Origin of the sequence: Hyphobacterium sp., assembly GCF_965217055.1 — a bacterium.
Taxonomy (GTDB): domain Bacteria; phylum Pseudomonadota; class Alphaproteobacteria; order Caulobacterales; family Maricaulaceae; genus Hyphobacterium.
This window is the reverse complement of record NZ_OZ244227.1, coordinates 1,381,536-1,403,520: the sequence shown is the minus strand read 5'-3', so window position 1 is coordinate 1,403,520 and position 21,985 is coordinate 1,381,536. Positions and strand designations below refer to the sequence as shown.

The 21,985-nt window shown below is 61.3% G+C and carries 19 protein-coding genes and 1 tRNA gene; 10 read left to right on the top strand and 10 right to left on the bottom strand.

The genetic code is table 11. The features are described 5' to 3' along the window. The first annotated feature begins 22 nt into the window (after positions 1–22). The gene (locus ACOOFN_RS07025; RefSeq protein WP_420430163.1) at positions 23–439 is read left to right on the top strand and encodes a DUF1330 domain-containing protein; all 417 of its coding nucleotides are present in this window, start codon (positions 23–25) and stop codon (positions 437–439) included. Positions 440–492: 53 nt separating this feature from the next. Here ACOOFN_RS07025 and ACOOFN_RS07020 read toward each other — a convergent pair whose 3' ends face one another. Continuing rightward, positions 493–1,308: a DUF1295 domain-containing protein gene (locus tag ACOOFN_RS07020; protein ID WP_420430161.1), complete on the bottom strand. Its 816-nt coding sequence runs from the start codon at positions 1,306–1,308 to the stop codon at positions 493–495. 124 nt (positions 1,309–1,432) lie between these two features. Between ACOOFN_RS07020 and ACOOFN_RS07015 the strand changes: the two genes are divergently transcribed. Together ACOOFN_RS07015 and ACOOFN_RS07010 are read left to right on the top strand one after the other, a co-directional pair. Then, positions 1,433–2,923, top strand: coding sequence for a flavin-containing monooxygenase (locus ACOOFN_RS07015; protein WP_420430159.1), 1,491 nt, complete (start codon positions 1,433–1,435; stop codon positions 2,921–2,923). Beyond that, positions 2,920–3,756, top strand: a complete 837-nt coding sequence (locus ACOOFN_RS07010; RefSeq protein ID WP_420430157.1) for an SDR family NAD(P)-dependent oxidoreductase — start codon at positions 2,920–2,922, stop codon at positions 3,754–3,756. Before ACOOFN_RS07015 ends, ACOOFN_RS07010 begins: the two co-directional genes overlap by 4 nt. Here the strand turns inward: ACOOFN_RS07010 and ACOOFN_RS07005 are convergent. Further along, positions 3,753–4,922 carry a cystathionine gamma-synthase gene (locus ACOOFN_RS07005; RefSeq protein ID WP_420430155.1) on the bottom strand — a complete coding sequence of 390 codons (1,170 nt, stop codon included), beginning with the start codon at positions 4,920–4,922 and terminating at the stop codon, positions 3,753–3,755. The genes ACOOFN_RS07010 and ACOOFN_RS07005 overlap by 4 nt on opposite strands. 18 nt (positions 4,923–4,940) lie before the next feature. Further along, positions 4,941–6,242: a PLP-dependent cysteine synthase family protein gene (locus ACOOFN_RS07000; RefSeq protein WP_420430153.1), complete on the bottom strand. Its 1,302-nt coding sequence runs from the start codon at positions 6,240–6,242 to the stop codon at positions 4,941–4,943. Between the two features lie 163 nt (positions 6,243–6,405). Between ACOOFN_RS07000 and ACOOFN_RS06995 the strand changes: the two genes are divergently transcribed. The 5 genes from ACOOFN_RS06995 to ACOOFN_RS06975 all read left to right on the top strand — a co-directional run bounded on the left by ACOOFN_RS06995 (position 6,406) and on the right by ACOOFN_RS06975 (position 12,390). Next, positions 6,406–6,693, top strand: a complete 288-nt coding sequence (locus ACOOFN_RS06995; RefSeq protein WP_420430151.1) for a DUF4212 domain-containing protein — start codon at positions 6,406–6,408, stop codon at positions 6,691–6,693. Between the two features lie 12 nt (positions 6,694–6,705). Beyond that, positions 6,706–8,637 carry a sodium:solute symporter family protein gene (locus ACOOFN_RS06990; RefSeq protein ID WP_420430149.1) on the top strand — a complete coding sequence of 644 codons (1,932 nt, stop codon included), beginning with the start codon at positions 6,706–6,708 and terminating at the stop codon, positions 8,635–8,637. Positions 8,638–8,722: 85 nt separating this feature from the next. Then, a complete protein-coding gene (gene acs, locus ACOOFN_RS06985) occupies positions 8,723–10,690 on the top strand; it encodes an acetate--CoA ligase (protein WP_420430147.1) in 1,968 nt (655 codons plus the stop codon). 77 nt (positions 10,691–10,767) lie between these two features. Beyond that, positions 10,768–11,415 carry a hypothetical protein gene (locus ACOOFN_RS06980; RefSeq protein WP_420430145.1) on the top strand — a complete coding sequence of 216 codons (648 nt, stop codon included), beginning with the start codon at positions 10,768–10,770 and terminating at the stop codon, positions 11,413–11,415. 42 nt (positions 11,416–11,457) lie between these two features. Then, positions 11,458–12,390: a glutaminase gene (locus ACOOFN_RS06975; RefSeq protein WP_420430143.1), complete on the top strand. Its 933-nt coding sequence runs from the start codon at positions 11,458–11,460 to the stop codon at positions 12,388–12,390. Here the strand turns inward: ACOOFN_RS06975 and putP are convergent. Continuing rightward, a complete protein-coding gene (putP, locus tag ACOOFN_RS06970) occupies positions 12,387–13,913 on the bottom strand; it encodes a sodium/proline symporter PutP (RefSeq protein ID WP_420430141.1) in 1,527 nt (508 codons plus the stop codon). The genes ACOOFN_RS06975 and putP overlap by 4 nt on opposite strands. A gap of 246 nt (positions 13,914–14,159) precedes the next feature. Between putP and ACOOFN_RS06965 the strand changes: the two genes are divergently transcribed. Further along, positions 14,160–14,339: a hypothetical protein gene (locus tag ACOOFN_RS06965; RefSeq protein ID WP_420430139.1), complete on the top strand. Its 180-nt coding sequence runs from the start codon at positions 14,160–14,162 to the stop codon at positions 14,337–14,339. Between the two features lie 533 nt (positions 14,340–14,872). Beyond that, positions 14,873–16,429 carry a hypothetical protein gene (locus ACOOFN_RS06960; protein ID WP_420430137.1) on the top strand — a complete coding sequence of 519 codons (1,557 nt, stop codon included), beginning with the start codon at positions 14,873–14,875 and terminating at the stop codon, positions 16,427–16,429. An 18-nt stretch (positions 16,430–16,447) separates the two neighbouring features. Here ACOOFN_RS06960 and ACOOFN_RS06955 read toward each other — a convergent pair whose 3' ends face one another. The 6 genes from ACOOFN_RS06955 to ACOOFN_RS06930 form a co-directional block, all read right to left on the bottom strand. Next, positions 16,448–17,443, bottom strand: a complete 996-nt coding sequence (locus tag ACOOFN_RS06955; RefSeq protein ID WP_420430135.1) for a CinY protein — start codon at positions 17,441–17,443, stop codon at positions 16,448–16,450. Between the two features lie 215 nt (positions 17,444–17,658). After that, positions 17,659–17,734 (bottom strand) — tRNA-Thr (locus ACOOFN_RS06950). Between the two features lie 75 nt (positions 17,735–17,809). Next, positions 17,810–18,469: a uridine kinase gene (gene udk / locus ACOOFN_RS06945; RefSeq protein WP_420430133.1), complete on the bottom strand. Its 660-nt coding sequence runs from the start codon at positions 18,467–18,469 to the stop codon at positions 17,810–17,812. Further along, positions 18,466–19,905 (bottom strand): heme biosynthesis protein HemY, encoded by a 1,440-nt coding sequence (locus tag ACOOFN_RS06940; RefSeq protein ID WP_420430131.1) that lies wholly within the window; start codon positions 19,903–19,905, stop codon positions 18,466–18,468. The genes udk and ACOOFN_RS06940 overlap by 4 nt, the downstream gene beginning before the upstream one ends. Continuing rightward, positions 19,902–21,113 (bottom strand): hypothetical protein, encoded by a 1,212-nt coding sequence (locus tag ACOOFN_RS06935; protein ID WP_420430129.1) that lies wholly within the window; start codon positions 21,111–21,113, stop codon positions 19,902–19,904. The genes ACOOFN_RS06940 and ACOOFN_RS06935 overlap by 4 nt, the downstream gene beginning before the upstream one ends. A gap of 55 nt (positions 21,114–21,168) precedes the next feature. Further along, on the bottom strand, positions 21,169–21,903 hold the full coding sequence (locus ACOOFN_RS06930; RefSeq protein WP_420430127.1) for a uroporphyrinogen-III synthase: 735 nt from the start codon (positions 21,901–21,903) through the stop codon (positions 21,169–21,171). Positions 21,904–21,985: the final 82 nt, after the last annotated feature.

The following is a 21,985-nucleotide window of genomic DNA, read 5'->3' as shown; positions in this document are numbered from 1 at the left end:
TTTTTACAACAGGAACGGACGAATGTACCATATCGGTCCCGCGCGCTCGGCGTTCGACGCTTTTAAGTCGTTGCCGCGCGATGAACCGGTCGAAATGCTCAACCTCATCCGGTTGCACGACAAGGCAGCTTATCCGGACGGTCGGACGGCGTCCGGCGTCGACGCCTATGCCGAATATGGCCGCCGCAGCGGCCCCGTTTTTCAGCGTGTAGGCGGCAAGATCGTCTGGCGTGGCGAGCCGCAGCTCGTGCTTATCGGACCGGCAGACGGGCTCTGGGACATCGCGTTCATTGCCCGTTATGCGACGGCATCGGCCTTTCTCGAAATGGTCACCGATCCGGTCTATCAAGAGGAGGCTGTACCGCACCGGCAGGCGGCTGTTCTCGATTCCCGATTGATCCGCCATTGTCCCGCGGCAGGCGAAAACCGGTTCGGTTGACTGCCCTTCACCCGTGACCGAAAGGCCACAGACAGGTCACCGAATTGGCGGGTCTAGCCGTCGGATGCCGGGTTCGCGGATGGTTTCGGGAACCACGGAAAGAAACCGCTGGTTCGCGCGATGTAATCGGCATAGCCCGGTCGCCGCTCTGCCAGCCCGCGTTCCAGGAGCGGCGCACCGCTCCACTTCAGCAACGTCCAGCTAAGAAAAAGTGGTCCGGGCAAGGCAAGCCAGCCCCAGGGGGCTTCGGCGGTAATCAGGAACAATCCCCACCAGGTGCAGAAATCGCCGAAATAATTGGGATGGCGGGTGTAGCGCCACAATCCACGATCCATCACTTGGCCGGCATTGGCCGGGTCCTTGCGGAATTGCTCGAGCTGAAAATCGCCGAGGCTCTCGAAGGCGATGCCGAACACCGCGAGCGCGATCCCGGCATATCCGAGGGCGCCGAAACCCGCACCGTACTGGCCAAGTTGCACCGGCAGGCTGACCATCCACATCAGGATCGATTGCGGCAGGAAGACAAGGAGCAGGCTGGCGGTGGCGAAACCCAGTCCTCGATTGCCTGCCCGCTCCAGCAGGCTCGTATAGCGCTTGTCGACGCCATCGCGCCGCCAACGTCCGAACAGGTGCAGGCCGAGGCGCAACCCCCAGGCCACGCAGAGCCCAGTCAGGACGAGCTGGCGCTCGAGATCGCCGGCATGAAGCCACAGGCTCGAGATCGCCAACACTACCATGCCGAGCGCCCAGAAGGCATCGACGAAACTGACATCGCGCAATCGCAGCGATACCAGCCAGAGCACGAAAAACAGGGCAATACCGATCCCCAGATTTATTCCAGCCAGCATCGCCATGGTCATGTTTTCCATTGCGTCCTCCCTTGCAGGTCAATCTAGCGTGTTTCTGTCATTCGTCATGCCGGTGTACGGCAACGTTTGACGGATGCCGCGGCGCTGGCATAGTGAACGGTGTTCACTTCCGGGGAGGAACGGAATGGCGGAAACCGAAGTCGATGTCCTGATCATCGGGGCCGGCGTGTCCGGGATCGGCATGGCGCATCACCTGCTCGAACGTTGTCCGGGCAAGACCTATCGCATCCTTGAGGCGCGCGAGCAGATCGGCGGGACCTGGGATCTGTTCCGCTATCCCGGTATCCGCTCGGACAGCGACATGTACACTTTCGGATACGCCTTCAAACCGTGGGTCGACGGCAAGGTGTTCGCCGACGGCCCGGCGATCCGCAATTATGTTTCGGAAACTGCGCGCGAAGACGGGATGATGGATCACATCCGCTTCCAGCGCAAAGCGACCTCGGCGCGCTGGGATTCGGCGGCCGCGCGCTGGACCGTCAAAGTGAATGGTCAAGACGGCGTCGAACACCACACGGCGCGTTTCCTCTTCCTGGCATCCGGATATTACAGCTATGACGAGGGCTATCTGCCTGAATTCCCTGGCGTAGAGGAATTCAAGGGCGACTTTATCCACCCGCAGAAATGGCAGGAAGACTATGATTATGCGGGCAAGAAGGTCGTCATCATTGGCTCGGGTGCCACGGCCGTGACACTGCTGCCGGCAATGGCGGATGCGGCCGCACACGTCACCATGTTGCAGCGCTCTCCGACCTATATAGCGGCGCGCCCGACCGTCGACCGCACGGCGGATTTCCTGCGCAAGGTACTGCCCGCGCGGCTGGCCTATGCGATCACCCGTTACAAGAACATTCTCCAGACCATTCTGATTTTCCAGATGGCACAGCGCTTCCCGAACTTTGTGAAGAAGGCCGTCCTCGAGGAAGCCCAGAAAGCACTTGGTCCGGCTATTGATGTCGAGAAACATTTCTCGCCCAGCTACAAGCCCTGGGATCAGCGTTTTTGCGCGGCCCCTGATGGAGATTTTTTTGCTCCGCTTCGCGAAGGGCGCGCCTCGATCGTCACAGATCATATCGAGCGGATCACCGAGACCGGCATCCAGCTAAAATCCGGCGAATTCCTGGAAGCTGACCTGATCATCCCGGCAACCGGGCTGAACCTCCAGCTAATGGGCGGCATTCACCTCAATGTCGACGGTCACACAGTCAATCCGCCCGACCATGTCGTCTATCGCGGCATGATGGTCAGCGACGTGCCGAACATGGCCATGGCGTTCGGTTATACGAATGCCTCCTGGACCCTGAAGATCGATCTGACTTGCGAACGTGTCTGCCGCACGCTCCGCTATCTCGACCGAATTGGCGCTGACTATGCCGTTCCGGTGCCGGATCCCGAAATGCCGCGCGAGCCGCTGAAACTCCTCGATTCAGGTTATTTCCACCGCGCCCGGGAGAGTTTGCCGAAACAGGGACCGAAAACCCCATGGCAGGTCCACATGAATTACATGGCCGACATGCTCGCCATCCGATTCGGCCGCATCGATGACGGCGCCATGCAGTTTCACAAGGCGCAGAACGTTGCCACGAACACGCCGGCGCTCGAGGCTGCGGAATGAATCGCGTGGAGTTTGGCGGCAAAACCGCGATCGTTACCGGTGCCGCGAGCGGTATTGGTGCAGCGCTAGCGCGCGAGCTGGCCGACCGCGGTTGCCACCTGGCGCTGGCTGATATCAACGAGGCTGGCCTCGAGGACATTGCATCCGGCCTCCGCTCAAACGATCGCCGGGTGACAACCCATGTCGTGGACGTTGCAGATCCGGTCGCTATTGGGGCATTCGCCGAAAATGTGCGCAATACCCATGGCGAAGCTCATTTGCTGTTCAACAATGCCGGTGTCGCGCTGGGCGGCATGTTCGACCAGGTCACGCCAGAACAATTCGACCGTGTCATTGACATCAATCTCCAGGGCGTTGTCCGTATGACGCGCGCATTCCTGCCGCTCATTCGCGAGTCAGGCGAGGGGCATATCACCAACATTTCCTCGATTTTCGGTGTCATCGCGCCGGCGGGACAGACCGCTTATTCGGCCGCCAAGTTCGGCGTGCGCGGCTTCACCATGGCGCTTCGCCATGAATTGGCGGGCACGTCGATCGGTGTTTCTGCCGTCCATCCCGGCGGTGTTGCAACCAATATCGCCAAAACAGCGGAACGCGGCGTCGGCGTCAGTGACGAGGAATACGAACTTGGCCAGAAGGCGGCGGACCAATCTCTGGTAATGCCGCCGCCACAAGCTGCAGGCGTCATTCTGCGCGGCGTGGAGCGTCGCAAACCGCGCATCTTCGTCGGGCGTGACGCACACACGCTGATGTGGATGGAGCGCCTCTTGCCGACCCGCTATTGGGGGCTCATCCGGAAACGCCTCACCATGAGTGCACCCCGCACGAACTAGACAGCGTTCGCTGCATCCAACGCCTGTTCGATATCGGCAATCAGGTCGTCCGCATCCTCGATTCCGCAGGACAGTCGCACCAGCCCGTCATCGATGCCAAGCGCAGCGCGCTTGTCGGCATCCACCGAGGCATGGGTCATGATCGCCGGATGCTCGACGAGGGATTCAACCCCACCCAGGCTCTCGGCGAGCGAGAAAACCTGCAGCGATTCGAGAAAACGCCGCGAAGCCGGCAGCCCGCCATCCAGCGTCATCGTGATCATGCCGCCAAAACCGCGCATCTGCCTGGTCGCGATCTTGTGCTGCGGATGATTGTCGAGACCCGGATAGATGACCTTGTTGATGCCCTTGCGACCGGTCAGCCACTCGGCAATGCGTTCGGCATTCTCGCAATGTCGCTCCATTCGCACATGCAGCGTCTTTGTGGAACGCAGCAAAAGGAAGCAATCCATCGGCGCAGGCACGGCACCCACGGCATTCTGGACATAGTGAAGCTTGTCGGCGAGGTCGGCGTCGGCGGTGACCAGAATGCCACCCACGAGGTCCGAATGGCCGCCCAGATACTTGGTGCAGGAATGGGACACGATGTCCGCGCCCAGAGCCAGCGGGTTCTGAAGATAGGGAGAAGCGAAAGTGTTGTCGGCCACGCACAGCGCGCCGCCGTCATGGGCGATCTGCGCCACGGCCTCGATATCGACGATCTTGAGCGTCGGATTGGTCGGTGTTTCGAGCCAGACCAGCTTGGTCTTGTCGGTCATCGCCGCGCGTGTCGCATCGAGATCGGTCATGTCGACTCGCGAGAATTCGATTCCGAGCTGAGCGAAGACATTGTTGAACATGCGGAAAGTGCCGCCATAGACGTCGTCGCACAAAAGCACGTGATCGCCGGATTTCAGCAAATGGATGCATGCCGCCAGCGAGGCCACGCCGGAGGCAAAGGCAATTCCGTGCCGGCCGCCTTCGAGGCTGGCGACATTGGCTTCCAAGGCCGTCCGCGTGGGGTTCGCAGAGCGTGAATAGTCGTAATTCTCGATGAACTCGCCCGGGCTCGTCTGGACGTAGGTCGAGGTCTGGTAAATCGGTGTCATGATCGCGCCGGTCGTCGGGTCCGGCGACTGGCCGGCATGAATGCACCGCGTTGCGAACTTCTGGTTCTCGCCACTCATTTGATTCGTCCTTCCTGATCAGCCGCCAACCCGGGCGCTGTATTCCTTCTCGGTCACCACGCCGACCACCTCGTCGCGTGTCATGACCAACGCGGCATCGCCGCGCTTGAGTATATGGGGCATCTCTTCGATCCGCGCCTCGGTGTAGAGGATCCCGCCGATCGAAAGGCGCCCGCCATCGCGCGTGGCGATTTCCGTGAATGTGTCGCCTTCATGTAGGGGCAGATAGTCGAGATCACCCTCATCCAGCATCTTGCGGATGTCGGCGTCGTCCGCCTTGGCATCAGCCGTCAGTGATGAGCGCCGCGCAACAAGATCGCCCATCGGGCCGAGCAGTGTGTGCTCCGTGAAGAAGCCCTTCTCCTCCATCCACCTGTCGGACAGGTATTTGGAAGTATAACGCGTGCCGCTGTCGCACAGCGTGACGACGATCGTCTTGTCGGGACCGATTTTCTTGGCGACCTCGATCGCCGCGGCGACGATCGACCCGGATGAGCCGCCGCAGAACAGGCCCTCCTCGCGGACCAGGGCACGGCCGACATGGAAGCTTTCCCAGTCATCGATCTGCACCATGTCGTCGACGACAGAGAAATCCATGGCGCGGCACTCGATGTCCTCGCCGATACCCTCGACCGAATAGACATAGGCGGCCGGCAGACGGCCCGTCTTGAAAAGATTGTAGTGGACCGACCCCAGCGGATCGACGCCGATGATCTGCACATTCGGGGCGTGCTCTTTCATGTAGCGGCCGACCCCTGAGACCGTTCCGCCCGTACCGGTTCCGCCCATGAAAACATCGAACTTGCCGCCATCTGTCTGCTCGAAAATTTCGCGGCCCGTATTGTGATAATGGCCCTCGATATTCCACTGCGAGTGATACTGGTCGACATAGAAGGCGCCCGGTGTCTCTTCTGCGATCCGTTTGGCGGTGTTCACATAATGGTCGGGGCTGTCGCCGGGCACGTCGGTCGGCGTGATCACCACTTCTGCGCCATAGGCGCGCATCATGTCGATCTTTTCCTGGCTCATCTTGTCAGGCAGCGTGAAGACGCAGCGATAGCCTTTCACCGCGGCGGCCATGGCCAGCGACTGGCCTGTATTGCCCGACGTATTCTCGACGATGGTACCGCCCGGTTTCAACAAGCCCTCGGCCTCGGCCCGTTCGATGATGTAGGGACCCATGCGATCCTTGATCGACCCGGTCGGATTGAGGAATTCGCACTTCGCTAGAATCGTCGACGCGCCTTCCGGGACAACCTTGTTGAGCTTGACCAGCGGCGTATTGCCGATGGCATCGATAATGTTCGGATATATCTTCATGAAGGGCTCCCAGCGGACCGGCGGGTTTCTGATCCACGTCCTATTGGCGTGTCATGCGATTGTCCATCGCTGCATCAGGACCGCGCCATCACAAGGGGGTGACGCATCGTGGCCAAGCGGGCAATGTCGCTCCGCGACCCGGTCAGCCGGAGGGGAAAGCTGAATGGCAAACACTGGCGATCACGACATTGCGAGATCATCATACAAGGCCTATTGGCGGGACAATTTGCGCCTGATGGCTGTATTGCTGGCCATCTGGGCCGCGGTCTCCTTCGGCGCCGGCATCCTGTTCCGCGATGGACTTGACAATTTTTCGATAGGCGGCGCACCGCTCGGCTTCTGGTTCGCCCAGCAGGGCGCCATCTATGTCTTCGTCATCCTGATTTTCGTTTGCTCCGCGCTGATGCACCGCATCGAGCGGAAATACGACATCGATGACGATGAAGGCTGAGGGAGGCCGCGAATGACGATTTTCGGCCTCGAGCCTACCCTCTTCTGGACCGGCCTGTTCGTGATCTCCTCCTTCGGCCTCTATATCGCGATCGCGATATGGGCCCGCGCGGCCTCGACCAGCGATTTCTATGTGGCCGGACACGACGTACCGCCGGTCTTCAATGGCATGGCCACGGCCGCCGACTGGATGAGCGCGGCGTCCTTCCTGTCCATGGCCGGCATTATCGCCTTCTCTGGATATGACGGCTCGGTATATCTGATGGGCTGGACCGGCGGCTACGTGCTGTTGGCGCTGCTGCTCGCCCCCTATTTGCGAAAATTCGGCAAGTTCACCGTGCCCGATTTCGTCGGTGACCGCTATTATTCTCAGGCCGCCCGCATTGTCGCCGTGATCTGCGCGCTCTTCATATCCTTCACCTACATTGCCGGCCAGATGCGCGGAGTCGGCATCGCCTTCTCCAACTTCCTGCACGTGCCAATCGAGGCCGGCGTCATTGTCGGCGCCATCATCGTCCTCTTCTATGCGGCGCTCGGCGGCATGAAGGGCATTACCTACACACAGGTCGCTCAGTACTGCGTGCTGATTTTCGCCTTCATGGTTCCGGCCATTTTCCTGTCTCTGCAGATCACCGGGACGCCGATCCCGCAGCTCGGCTTTGTCGGCAATGCGCAGGATGGCACGCCGCTATTGTTGAACCTGGACCGCACGCTCACCGATCTCGGTTTCACGGCCTATACCGAAGGCAGCAAGCCGAAAATCGACGTTTTTGCCATCACGCTGGCGCTGATGGTCGGCACGGCGGGCCTGCCACATGTCATTATCCGCTTTTTCACCGTGCCCAAGGCCTCCGACGCCCGCAAATCCGCCGGCTGGGCGCTGGTCTTCATCGCCATTCTCTACACGACCGCACCGGCCGTAGCCGTCTTCGCCCGTGCCAACTTCATCGATACCGTGAACGAAAGCGCATGGTCGGAAGAAGCGGCAGCCGGCACGATCGACCGCGCGACGCTGGGCGAAGGCGACACGCCGGAATGGTTCTATAACTGGCGCGATGTCGGTCTGCTTGATGCGCAAGACCGCAATGGCGACGGACGCATCCAGTATCGCGCCGATCCGGAAGCCAATGAAGTTACCCGGCTCGACCGTGACATCTTCGTGCTCGCCAATCCGGAGATCGGCGGATTGCCGGCCTGGGTGATCGGTCTCGTTGTAGCCGGCGGGCTGGCCGCCGCCCTGTCGACGGCAGCAGGCCTTCTTATGGTGATCTCTTCAGCGGTCTCGCACGATCTCTGCCGGAAAGTGTTATTCACCGGAATGAGCGATACTCAGGAATTGCTGACAGCGCGCCTCGCCGCCGTCGCGGCGGTGCTCGTGGCGATTTACGCCGGCATCAATCCGCCAGGGTTTGTCGCCGCCGTTGTCGCCTTCGCTTTCGGATTGGCCGCTGCCAGCTTTTTTCCGGCCATCCTGCTCGGCATTTTCTGGACCCGGATGAACAAGCAGGGCGCGATTGCCGGCATGACGACCGGGCTCGTCGTCACCGCCGCCTATATCGTCCACTTCAAGATCGGCTTCTCGCCCGCCGTGATCGGCGCTTGCGGCAGTCTTGCCACGCTCGCCCTGCTGACCCTGCATTTCGGCACCCATGCGCGCGGCAAGATCCCGGCCATGCTGATCGCCGCCGGTCTCGCCTCCGTGCTGGCCGTGGCCGGCTTTACCGGCTTCCTGCCCGGCCTGGCCGTGGGTTCCGAGGTCGACTGGTTTCTCGGCATATCGCCGGAAGGCTTCGGCACGATCAGCATGATCATCGCCTTCGGCGTCTCGATCGGCGTGGCCTTGCTGACCCCGGCTCCGCCGGAAGAAATCCGCGACATGGTCGAGGAAATCCGCATTCCGTCGACGCGGGCACATTTGAGCGATGACCTGGCTGCAGCCGAATAGCGCGCAGACTTGATCCCGCCTTGATGCAGGCGGTGACTTGGCTTTCACTGCAATACAAACCCGCTTGGTGTCGAGGGAGATAGGCATGTCGCAGCAGACCAAGACCGGAACGGCGCCTGACTGCGTGCCGGTACCCGACGATTATGTGCCGCACAGCCAGACCAGCCTCGCCCAGTATAAGGATCGCTACCGCCGGTCGATCGAGGAACCCGTTGCGTTCTGGACCGAGGAAATCCGCCGGCTCGACTGGATCAAGACGCCGACCGAGATCTCGAGCGTCAACTGGGATCCGGATGAGCTGTCGATCAAATGGTTTGCCGACGGCGTTCTGAACGTGTCCTACAATTGCATCGACCGGCATCTCGAGGAGCGCGGCAATGATGTCGCCATTCTCTGGGAAGGCGACAATCCCGGATTTCATTCCGCGATCACCTACAGGCAGCTTCACAATCATGTTTGCCGCATGGCAAACGAACTCAAGAAGATCGGCGTGCAGAAGGGCGATCGCGTCACGCTTTACATGCCGATGATTCCCGAGGCGCTGTACGCGATGCTCGCCTGCACCAGGATCGGTGCCGTGCATTCCGTTGTTTTCGGAGGATTTTCGCCGGACGCCCTCGCCGGTCGCATCAAGGATTGCGAGTCTGAATTCGTCATCACGGCGGACGAGGGCGTGCGAGGCAATAAGCCGGTCCCGCTGAAAGCGAATGTCGACGAAGCCATTGAAATTGCCGGAAATGTTAAGGCGGTTCTTTGCGTGCGCCATACCGGCGCAAAGATCGGTTGGGTCGAAGGCCGCGATTTCTGGCATCACGAACTTGCCCTGGAAGTTGATGCCAAGTGCGCGCCGGAGCCCATGAATGCCGAGGATCCGCTGTTTATTCTCTACACATCGGGATCCACCGGAAAACCGAAAGGCGTCTTGCATACGACGGGCGGTTATCTGCTCTGGGCGGCACTGACTTTCGATACCGTGTTCGAGGTCAAGCGCGGCGAGGTCTTCTGGTGCACCGCCGATATCGGCTGGGTGACCGGCCACACCTATCTGACCTATGGACCGCTTGTGAATGGTGTGACCACGCTGGTCTTTGAAGGCATTCCGACCTGGCCCGCCGCCGACCGCTTCTGGCGCGTGTGCGCCAAGCACAATGTGAACGTGCTCTACACCGCTCCGACGGCCCTGCGCGCCCTGATGCGCGAAGGCGATGCGCTGGTCGAAGGGCATGATCTGTCCAGCCTGCGCTTGCTCGGCTCCGTCGGCGAGCCGATCAACCCCGAAGCCTGGGCCTGGTATCACCGCGTGGTAGGAAAAGGCCGCTGTCCCATCGTCGACACCTGGTGGCAGACCGAGACAGGTGGCTGCATGATTTCGGCCTTGCCGGGCGCTCACGATCTGAAGCCCGGTGCCGCCGCCAAGCCGATGTATGGCATCGAGCCGGCACTCGTTGACCAGGACGGGAATTTCATTGAGGGCGAAGGCGAGCTTTCGGGCAATCTCGTGCTCAAGCGGTCCTGGCCGGGCCAGATGCGCAGCGTCTACGGCGATCACAAGCGTTTTGCCGAGACCTATTTCTCGACCTATCGTGGCCTCTATTTCACCGGTGACGGGGCGCGCCGCGACGCCGATCATTACTGGTGGATCACCGGCCGCGTCGACGACGTGCTTAACGTCTCGGGTCACCGGCTCGGCACCGCCGAGATCGAAAGCGCACTGGTCGCCCATCCGAATGTCGCCGAAGCAGCCGTGGTCGGTTACCCTCACGATATCAGGGGGCAGGGGGTGTACTGCTTTGTCACGCTGAATGCCGGTCTGGAGCCAACGGCTGAAACCGAGACTGAACTCAAATCCCATGTTCGCAAGGAAATCGGTCCGGTCGCCACACCTGACCTGATCCAGTTCGCACCGGCATTGCCGAAAACCCGTTCGGGCAAGATCATGCGCCGCATTTTGCGCAAGATCGCCGAGAACGAACTCGATTCGCTTGGCGACACTTCGACCCTCGCTGAGCCGGGAGTCGTTGACGACCTTATCGCCAACCGGCCAAACGCCTGACAACGCCAGCTAGGGCTCCACCCACTTGCGAGCGGTTTACGGGCGCGTAAGCTGGCGCCAATCAGGGGGAGATGTCCATGAATTTGGTTTCCGCTGCGCGCGTCGTCTTCATCGTGATCTTCGGTGTTTTTGTGCTGACCAGCTGCGGCCGCGGTGACGCGCCGGCATCCGTCGATCAGACAACCCACGACGATATGGATTCCATGCCGATCGAGTTCCGCGTCGCCTTCATGTCCGGACATGTCGAGACTGGCCTGGCGCTTTATCGCGCCGGCGTCCCGGACGAAGCTGCACCCCACCTTTTGCACCCGGTCTCGGAGGCCCATGCTGCGGAACGCGAGGGCATCGACGCGCTTGGCTTGGCGGCAGAAATCTTCGAACGGGTCTCGCAAGCCCTCGATGATGGTCGCCCGGCCAGCGAAATCGAGCCCATGTTGGTGCAGGCAGAGGCAAACCTCGCTCTGCTGCAGGCCAATGCCGGCGGGGATTCGCGCGCCATCATCGCGTATCTCATGGACGTGACCGATGCCGGCGAATACCAGGATGCATTCGGCTTCGCGACGGTTGCCCGCCAACATGCGCAGCGTCTTGGAGACGAACCATTGATTGCAGAAATCGACGCGCTTGTCGGCCTTTGGCCGGCTGGCGCGCCGCTGGCGGCATCCACTCCGGCGCCGGTAGACGACATCAGCGCCCGGATTGCCGAGGTGCGTTCCATTCTTTGATCCCCGGTTCACAAAGCAGCGCATCCCACTAGGTTCGCCGGCATGACCGCTGTTGAAACAGACCTGACGCCCCTTCTCGACGAGATTGAAGCAGAAGCCCGCAAGTCGATCGGCCGCGGCAAGGTGGCCGATTACATTCCGGCGCTCGCGCGAATCTCGCCAGAACGTTTCGGCATGGCTGTTTGCGGCGTTGACGGATCAGAATATGTCGCCGGCGATGCCGACATCTGTTTCTCGATCCAGAGCATTTCGAAGGTCTTCACCCTCGAACTGGCGCTCAAGATCGTCGGCTCCAATGCTCTCTGGAAGCGCGTTGGCCGCGAGCCCTCGGGCAATGCCTTCAATTCCCTGGTGCAGCTCGAATCCGAGCAGGGATTGCCCCGCAACCCGTTTATCAATGCGGGCGCCCTCGTCGTGACCGACGCGATCACAGCCCGCACCGTCAGCCCCGTTCTGCAACTCCTCGGCTCGGTCCGCCGGTGCGCGGCCCGTCAGGATATCTACATCGATGAAGAGGTCGCGCATTCGGAGGCCGATCATGGCCATCGCAACGCCGCAATCGCGCACCTCCTGAAAAGCCAGGGCAATCTGGTTGCGCCGGTTGAGGACGTGCTGTCCGTCTATTACCGGCAGTGCGCGATCGCAATGACCTGCCGCGATCTGGCCCGCGCCTTCCTGCCCCTGGCCAGTGGCGGCCAGCAACCGATCACGGGCGAAAAGCTGATGACGCCGCTGCGCGCCAAGCGCATCAATTCACTGCTTCTGACCTGCGGCCTCTATGACGGCGTGGGAAATTTCGCTTTTCGCGTCGGCATTCCGGCCAAATCCGGTGTCGGCGGCGGCATTGCCGCCGTGATTCCCGGAAAGTATGCGATTTGCGTCTGGTCGCCCGAGCTTGACGAGCTTGGCAATTCGCTGGCCGGGACCCGCGCCCTCGAATTATTCGCGCGCAAGACCAAGTTGTCGATTTTCTAGCCGGTGCTGTCCATCTCGGCTTCCATCGCCTCGTGCGTATCTTCAACGGATTTCTTCGGCCCTGGCGAGACAAGGCTTACGACGATGATGGCGACGAAGCAGAAGATGAAGCCCGGTACGATCGAGTAGAGCCAGCTGCCGAGCGGTACGACGCCTGCATCTGTTGGCAGAAGCGGCACATAGGTCCAGACCAACACGGTCGCGGCGCCGATCACCATGCCGGCCAGCGCGCCCCAGCGCGTCATCTTCTTCCAGAACAGCGACAGGATCACGATCGGTCCGAAGGCGGCGCCGAATCCGGCCCACGCATTGGAGACCAGCGTCAGCACGTTGCTGTCCGGGTTCCAGGCCAGCGCGATCGCCACCATTGCAACGGCGACCACCGCAATTCGGCCGACCAGGACCAGTTCCTTCTGGCTCGCATTGCGGCGCAGGAAAATCTTGTAGAAATCTTCGGTCAGCGAGCTCGAGGACACGAGAAGCTGCGACGAGATCGTCGACATGATCGCGGCCAGGATCGCAGCCAGCAGGAAGCCACCGATGAACGGATTAAACAGGATCTGCGACAGGACGATGAAAATCGTTTCACCGTCGAACTGGCCATCGACCAGATAGCCCTGCGGAATCCCGTTCTGGGATATCCAGGCGAGACCGACCAGTCCGGTCGCCATCGCTCCGACGATGGTGACTAGCATCCAGCTCATACCGATATTTCGCGCGGCGGGGATATCTTTCACAGACCGGATCGCCATGAAGCGCACGATGATATGCGGCTGGCCGAAATAGCCGAGCCCCCAGCTCATTGCCGAGATGATCCCGATCAGCCCCACACCGCCGAAAATATCGAGGAGCGACGGATCGATTTCCACAATCGTCGTGTTCAGCCCGTCAAATCCGCCAATCCCGGTCAGCGCCACGACAGGAACGATGACGAGGGCCACGAACATGATGCAGCCTTGCACGAAATCGGTCATCGAGACCGCCATGAACCCGCCGAGCAGTGTGTAAAGCACGACAACGCCGGCAGTGACGAACAGGCCGAGCTCGTACGGAAGGCCGAACGCGGAATCGAACAATTTCCCGCCTGCCACGACGCCGGAGGACGTGTACAGCGTGAAGAACAGGATGATCACGATTGACGAGATTACCCGCAGAAGCCGCGATTTGTCCTCGAAACGCTTCTCGAAATAGTCAGGGATGGTGATCGCGTCATTCGCGGTCTCGGTATAGACGCGCAGGCGTGGAGCGACGATCAGGTAATTTGCAAGCGCTCCGAGCAGCAAGCCGATGGCGATCCAGGCCGCCGACAGGCCTGAGGCAAACATCGCGCCCGGCAGGCCGAGGAGCATCCAGCCCGACATGTCGGAAGCGCCGGCGGAAAGCGACGTCACCGCAGGTCCGAGCTTGCGTCCGCCGAGCAGATAGCCCGAACTGTCGCCTGTCGATTCCCTGAAACCGTAAATGCCAATGCCGATCATCAGGACAAAATAGGCGGCCAGTGAGGCGCCGGTACCGAATTCCATGAGACTGTTTCCGCTTCATTGCTGGTCTGGCGCCGCAAAACGGCGGCAGCACGACCGATTCCTGTGCTGTCGCTAGAAAGGTCAATCGCTTGGACCAGATGAGGTGCGCCCGTGTGGAACATTTAGGGCGCGGTGCGTCAAGGCAAAGGCTGGGATTGCAGGGCGGCGCGCGGTACTGCGGATTAGGAATAGCGCACTGGCCTTACGCAAGATGCCGATGACGAATGCGCCGGCGCGCCCCTGCCTTTGCGGAACCACCGCGACGCCTATGGTCTCGGCGTGGTCATCTTCACTGCCATCAGCCTTGGCAAGGGTAGTGACGCCTTCATCATGCTCTGGCTGCTGATCTGGTGGACGGTTGGCGTGGCAGCGCATTTCGCCACAGCCGGCATCATATTCGTCGCCACCCGGCACACGCAGCGATGATCAGGCCCGCATTCGGGCCAGCTGAGTTCGGAAGATTCGTACACCGCAGGAGCGAAATCGCAGCAATCAATCCGGAAGCAAGGCGTATTGTGCGGTTCAACGTGGATGAATTGCCGGTAGACTTGCCGCGCCTCAATGCAAAGATCGGGATTGGCGATCTCCAAAGGTGTTATTCATAGAGCAACCGAGAAATATACAAACAGTCATCTGACTCGCATTTCGTAGATACTACGCAATACAAAATCAAAGTATAGAAAAGGGTGGTTCAACAAAAATACAAAGATTAGATTGCCAATGAATATCCGACCCACTAAACTAACAGAAGGTTTTCTCTGGGGCAGGCTGTGTTCTCGCGTTTTTTCCTAACCGTTTTGCTAGCCACCAACCTGGCCGCGACACTGTCCGGTACGGCCAGCACACAAGGCTTAGTGAGCTCGATCTTGCCGACGGCGCGATCAGTCCAGACTGGCGCACCCGCCGGGGTCTATGCCTCGTTTATAAACGCGCGCGCTGACACGGTCGAAGAGTGTTCAGTGGCGTTTGCGACTGGCACGCCGGAAGCCGCCGGCACACTGAGATTCCAGCAGGTCGGTCCGAACGGCGATACGGTTGAAGGCTCGCTCGACCTCCCATTTGAAATCGGTGCCGGCGCGACCCAATCGCTTGTTCTTTTCACGGTGCCGACCGGGCCTTTATCCAGCACCGATATCGTTCTCGATTTCATCTGCGCCGACGACGGTTCTGGCAACCCGGTATCGGCAAGGTCAATTCTTGGCGTGAACACGCTGTCGCTGTCGGTTTCGGACACGCCGGTACCGGACATTGTTGCCGTGGCCGCCACCTTGAATGGCGAGGGATCGGTCCGATTGCTTGACGGGCAGGATTTCGAACCGGTTTCACTTGCCGCGATCAATGTGGGCGCGGGAGATCCGGTGTCGCCATCGCCCGGTCTGTCCAGTGCAGCGGACAATGAGGCGACAATTACGGTGCGGCCGCGCCTAAGCTTGCCGGCCACCGGGTTTCAGTCAGCGGCGCCCATCAAGCTCGATATTTGCGAAACGAATAGCCTGGGAATCTGTACCTCTGAGAGAGTCAGTCGCCGGCGGACGATGATTGGAACGGATCCGGTCTTCTTCAAGATACGGGCGCTTCGCATTCCGGGCGTTGGCGTGGCGAACCTCCCCGACCTAGTTCGGGTCTTCGTCGATTTCGTGGACACGGACGGCGTGCTGCGCGGACAGACATCCGTAGCCGTGTCGGTCGAGGAACTGACGACGGCGGTGAACGAAGCCGCACCGGTTGGTACGTGGGCGATAGAAATCCCCGGTCAGGGCACCGGGGTGGTCATCATCACGCCGGACGGACAGCTCTGGGCCAACCTGGATTTTGCGCAAGAGGACGAGCCAATTGCGTTTGTGGGGTTGGTCGAAAGGGATGGAGACACCGGAGCCAATGGTATTCCTTTCTCGGCACGATCAACCGTCGTGACGGGCGATGACAATTCGTTGGCAAACTGGCAGGGCACCTGGAGACCCCGCTCCCTGTTCTCTGGAACAATCGACATCGCAACGGGCAGCAGTACGTCGAACGATTTGGTGATAGCCAATGATGTGCTCAGGATGGACTTCCGTTCGGTATTCTTGCCGCTGACCACGCTGGAGATCGCAGATTACAATCGCTTCCGCGGCAGTTTCGAGGTGATTGCCTCGAGTCCAAGCGGCCCCGAAGTCATCGGATCGATCAGCACGGCCACGAGCAACGACAATATCGACGCCTCGCTGTTGCCGATGACCGGAAGCCTGCAGGGCGGCGATATCGGCGATTGCACGCTTTCGGCGCCTTTGACGGCGCTTGCGGTCGGCGAGAATCTCTATGGCGGGCGGATGACACTTTCCGGCCCAGCGTGTGAAGTCACAGCCGAATTCGATGCGATCGCATTTCTTGTCAATCAGGATTTTGGCGGCGATACGGTGGAGACCATTGCCATGATCTTTGCCAATTCGGATCTGGCGAACCGGGATACATTGGCGAACATCTTTGAAACGGTCACACTGGCGCCACCAGGCACACTAGTCGGCGCGTCAGATTGATCGACCGGTCTACCGGCACTAGCAATCATCGCTTGGATCATCGCGCCGGATGGCGCAGATCATCAGCGCGGCACGTTCTTGCCCGTATTCCGCGACCAAACGCGATTGGAAAGTCCGCCACTGGTGAGTGCTGTCGTCGATTGCGGCGCTGACGGCGCGTTCGAAATTGCCGCTATGCCTTCCGCGGTGGGTTGTGCCGTCACCGATTTCAGGGTCAATCTGTCCCGTATCCTTGTTCAGATCGAGATGCCGGACCCTGTGGGCCCCGCTCTCGCCATAAGTGCATCCGCGTTCTTCTCCGAGGAAGGATTCGGTATCGAAGCATCCGGATATCAACCCGTCGGGAAAGACCGGTGTCGCCGCCCCGAGATCCAGCCAGGACGACCTTCCCGTCTGCCTGAGGCCCGGCGGATTGTCCGGCCCGACGGGGCGCGTCGGATCAGCCTCGTCCACCCAATTGCTGTGCGAGTAGAAATCCTGACCGGCGTGCAGGATGCGCCCGAGATGGGCAAGCACATTGCATTTTGCGCGACCGTGCTCCTGGCCAGCATAGATGCACGGAATGAATCCGGGGATCTGGCTCGACCGGATGTCGTCGTCATCGTTCAGCAGGCCGGCGGCGTCGATAACCGCATGCCGCAGATTGTCCAGCATGTAGTCGCGACACTCCGTCAGCGTCGCTGCAGCCGCTTCCCGGCTTTGTGGGTAATCGGGGATGGCGAAATAATCACCGCCGCTGCAATGGGCATGGGAGGTCAGCATGCCGCGACCCCTGTCGGGCGCGCCGACGGCCCCGAAATCCCCCGGCGATCCGGCCAGGCTGTCGAGCGTGTCAGGCTCGAAACAGGCGGTTGGGGCCATGGTACTGTCGCAACCGAGTGCCCGCCGCGTGATGCGGCCGTGCTCGGCATCCTGTCCCATGCCGTTCACCGTGCCGAATGCCCCAGCGAAGACGGCGATCAAAAGCGCGCTTCCGCCGACCATGACCGGTTTCGCTAATGCTGATATTTTCATCTTGCCCCCCGCTCTTCATTGAAGCCTAGCACTTCTGCCAGCCAGGGGCTGGCCTTGTGCAGCTGCCACGATTGGACTTCCAGCGAGCCGCCAATGATCGTACGACCGCATCTGTCGGGCCGTATGACGTACGCACGAGAGCAGGAAAACCGGCCCGCCTTCGCTCGAACAAGGGGAATTGGCTTGCCCGGCCGAAGCTCGCTTCGGGGAAGAAATGGTGCCGCTTGCGTGACTCGAACACGCGACCTACGCATTACGAATGCGTTGCTCTACCAGCTGAGCTAAAGCGGCGCCGGGCTTGAAGGCGGCGGAACCTAACCGCACTTCCGCCAATCCGCAATATCCCAAATGCGGCTTTCGTGCCGCCTATTCGCGTTCGTCCAGAAGCGCCCGGATTCGCGCCGCCGCCGGCGCGGCCAGCTTGTCGAAGGAGGGCGACAGGGCTTCCAGTTCCGGGCTCGCGGCCGCCGCGTCATTGACCACAACGAGGTCTGCGGTTTCAAGGCCCGGAGCAGTATGCGCGATATGCATCGGCCGGACCGTGCGCAAATACTGCGTCACGACAGATTCCACGCTGCGTCCGCGCTCCCGGACGTCCCGCAACAATCGTCTTGCGAGGCGAATGTCAGCCGGCGCTTCCACGAAGATCGACAAATCGTAGAGATCCCGTAAGGCCGGATCGGCCAGCACATGGATCCCCTCGACAATAATCACGTCCGCGGGCTTCACCGTCCGCGTCTGTTCAAGCCGCCGATGCGTGACAAAGTCATAGTGCGGCGCTTCCACCGTCTGACCGGCCTTCAGCTGGCGCAGATGATCGCCCAGCAATTCGTGGTCATGCGCCGTAACGTCGTCGAAATTGAAGCGCAGCGGATCGAACCCCGGTTCGTCGGCATGGTCGCCATAATACTCGTCTTCTGCGATCAGCCGCACCTCGAGCGGGTCGAGCTGCCGCCGCAACGCATCGGCAAAGGTCGATTTGCCGGAAGCAGATCCGCCAGTGACCGCAACGATCAGCGAACTCATGCCTCGTCCTCGTCGATCCCGGGATCATCGGGCGGCCGCGGCGCATCAAAATACGCGGGTTGAGCCCCGGTCTTTCGCGTCGGTTTCGGTGCTTCCAGAAGCGCGTTCTCGGGGACGGCACCAGCCGCAATCTCGAAGCGCTCATGCCGTGGATGCGTCAATCGGCCTTCGTCGCCATAGGCATAGACCATGCGTTTCCAGTCGTCCGGAGAATAGCTGAAAGGCCGGCCTTCCCCGTCAATGTCGGACCAGTCGGCTTCGCCCGGCGCGTGCGATGCCCGGGTCATCCAGCGGCGCGCTGCCGGATCATCGCCTTCCTGCCGCGCCATGCGCGACGCCAGCGCGCACAATCGCGCCGACGGCGTGCCCAGTGCCAGCACCGGCTCCAAAACCGCCTTGGCAGCGCCGGTTTGCCCTTCATCGAGCGCGGCTTCGGCCAGGATCAGTTTCGATTCCCGGTGTTCCGGCCGTGCAGTTGCCAGCATGCGAAGGCGTTCGGCGCGTTTTGCCTTTGTATCCGATTTTCTCAGGTCTCCGAGCGCGCGGGCAAGCGCCGGGTGTGGTTCGTTCGACCACGCCGTCTTGATCATGTCCTCGGCCTTCTTGTGCTTGCGCACGGGAGCCAGCAAGCGTGCGGCCAGTACAACTGCGGGGGCAAACCCGGGCGCGGCCGCGACAGCTTTCTCGGCGAGGCCGCGCGCTGCTTCGGGATCCGAGGTTTCGCATTCCAGGGCTTGCGCGGTTAGCAGAACAGCACGCCGTCGCCGGGCGCGGTCCTGCGGGATGCGGCGTCGTTTCTCGCCTTCCAGCAGCGTCTCTGTTGCGGCCGTCCAGTCGCCTTGCGCGACTTGCGCATCGAAGAGCGCATCAAACGCCCAGTTCGCAGACTTGGAGGTTTCGAAGGCTGCCTTGGCATAGTTCGCCGCTTCGGCATGCGCGCCGCGATCCTGCGCGATCTGTGCCAGGCCGCGCTGGGCCACCAGGCGCGATTTCGGATCTTCCAGCATGGCTTCATAGTGAGCCTCCGCGCCCGGCAGATTGCCGGCGGCTTCGGCGGCACGGGCAGCCAGTAGGCGCGAAAGGGCAGGTCGATCGAGCAGTGCATCGGCGCGCGCGGCCTGCCGTACGGCAACCTCACCTTCACCGGCAGCAGCCGCAATCAGCGCGTTCTCGAGCGCATCAAATCCCTTTTCCTTGCGACGCCGGAGCTGGAATTTCCGGAAGCTGTCCGGAGCCGTCCATAGCCCGAGAATGAGTCGCCAGGCGACCAGGATCACGAACGTCGCCACCAGGAACAGGCCCAGCGCCAGGGCAAACGGCATGCGTCCGCTTAATCCGAGGAAATCGAATGTCACCGAGCCGGGATTGAGCGTCAGGAACACGCTGACGGCACAGGCCAGGATAATGACGATGACAACAAGGATTAGCCGGATCATGTCGGGTCTGCCCCCATCGCGGCCGCGTCCTCAAGCAATTCGGTTCGTAGCGCCGTCAACAGCGCATCGAGTTCCAGTCGCGCTTGCGCCTGGATCAGCCAACCTTGTGCGGCAAGGCGTGGCGCGTCATCCAGCTCTGTGGTCAGGAAAACAGCGCCGGCAAGATCGCCCTCCGCAAGCCGCTCCTCGATGAGCAGCAGGTGGGCCTGCGGGCTGACGTCACTGCCGCGGCTCGGCCGCAATTCGATCAGGCCGAAGAATACCCGGTTTGTGCCGATTGCATCTTCCAGCGCCTCACGCGGAAACGTTTCGGCAATCGTGTCGCGATCGGGTACGCCCGAACGTGACTGCATGAAAAGAAGGTCATTCTGCGGAAGGTCCGGCCAGACCCGTGCCAGCACGGCGCGCTCTGTCTCGAAGGGTTGCGCGGTGCGTGCCCGCTCGATCAGGGCCGTCAAGGCAAGCGCCCGTGCTGCAAGCTGCCGCCCGCCATCGTCGGAGTCCGCTTCCAGTGTCGCGATGCGCGACGTCAGTGCTTCGAACTCGGATTGCACAGCCGTTTCCAGCGCTGCAAGTCTCGTTTCTATTTCGCCGGGATCGAAGGCTTCCGGCGCGCTGACGCCTTCCAGCGCTGCCAGCCGGGCTTCAAGTCCCGACAGATCGAGGGTTTCCGCTGTGTCGAGACCAGCCGCCTCGAGCGCCGCGATCCGCTCCTGGAGATTGACGATTAGCGCCGGATCGACGCCAGTGTCCTGGGCGCCGATCGCGTCGAGCGCCTGGTTGGCCAGAGCCTCGACGGCGTCCAGACGAACATCGATCGCGCTTAGCGCCTCTGTATCCGGCGTTTCGCCGTCACCGGTTTCAAGCGCCGAAATCCGGTTCTCCAGAGGAGACAGATCGACGTCCTGTACCGATTCCAGCGCTGAGATGCGCGCTTCGAGCGCGCTCGCATCGAATGCTTCCGGTGGAGCTTCCGACTCAAGCGCGGCAAGACGGGCCTCAATAACCGCGGGATCGGGCGCGGCGTCAGTCGACCGGTCCAGCATCCACGCGATTCCACCCCCCAGCCCGCCGCCAGCCAGTGCTGCGACCAGGAAGGTCAGGACATGCCCGATCGCCCCGCCGCGCCGCGGCTTTGGCGCTTCGACTGCATCGTCTGCCGGTTCGAATTCTGCGTCGACCGGCTCTGGTTCGTTTGACTCCGTCATGATCATCCAGCTGGTGGCTGATTCGCCTTACGAAACCACGCCGCGCGAGGCCTGCCTAGTGCGCAAAACCGATCCGGTTCAGCATGTCCAATTCAGTCGGCGCTTCGGCCACCTTGACCGCCGCCCAGTCTGCCGCGACCAATCCCTCGGCCGCGGCTTCGCTGATCGCTACGGCGATCACCGTATTGAGATAGTCCGACAGATCGGCTTCCTCGACAAGCGCGGTGAAGGCGATCGCGGCGCGCTGCGAATGAAACAGCGCCACGGCCAGTTCGCGTTGGCGGATGACCTCTGCAGCCGCTTCGTGAAGCTGCTCGGCAGCAGCAGCGGTGTAGATCACGGTTTCGTCGACGGCAAAGCCGCGTGCCCGCAAGGCCGCGGCAAGATCGGTGCTGACATGTTCCCCGCGCAGATAGAGCAGGCGGTGACGCCCGGGCACCAGGCGCGCCTCGCACAGCGCGACGAGATCGGCGACATCGCCGCCCGCCGACCTCACTTTCGAAAATCCCGCGGCTTCGGCTTCCCGAGCCGTCGCATCGCCAACGCAGAATGCCGGCAAATCGGTTTCGCTCCGGTCCGACAGCCAGGCCCGCACGGCATTCGGGCTGGTGAACAGCAGTGCATGCTTCTGCGCCGGATCGAATGTGATATCTTCGACAAAGGATATCGAGAGCAGCGGCGCAAGAATTGGCGCCGCTCCGCGCGATTCCAATCGTGCGGCAGTCCTCGAAGCTCCCGGCTCGGACCGGGTCACAAGCACTTTCACGGCCACCCTGTCAGCGTGAGCCATGGCGACGCCCCCTCCGGCGGAAGGCGCACTCACGTGTTGCGCGCCAAGGCTTTGGCAGAGTATCGAGCATGTCATGGACATA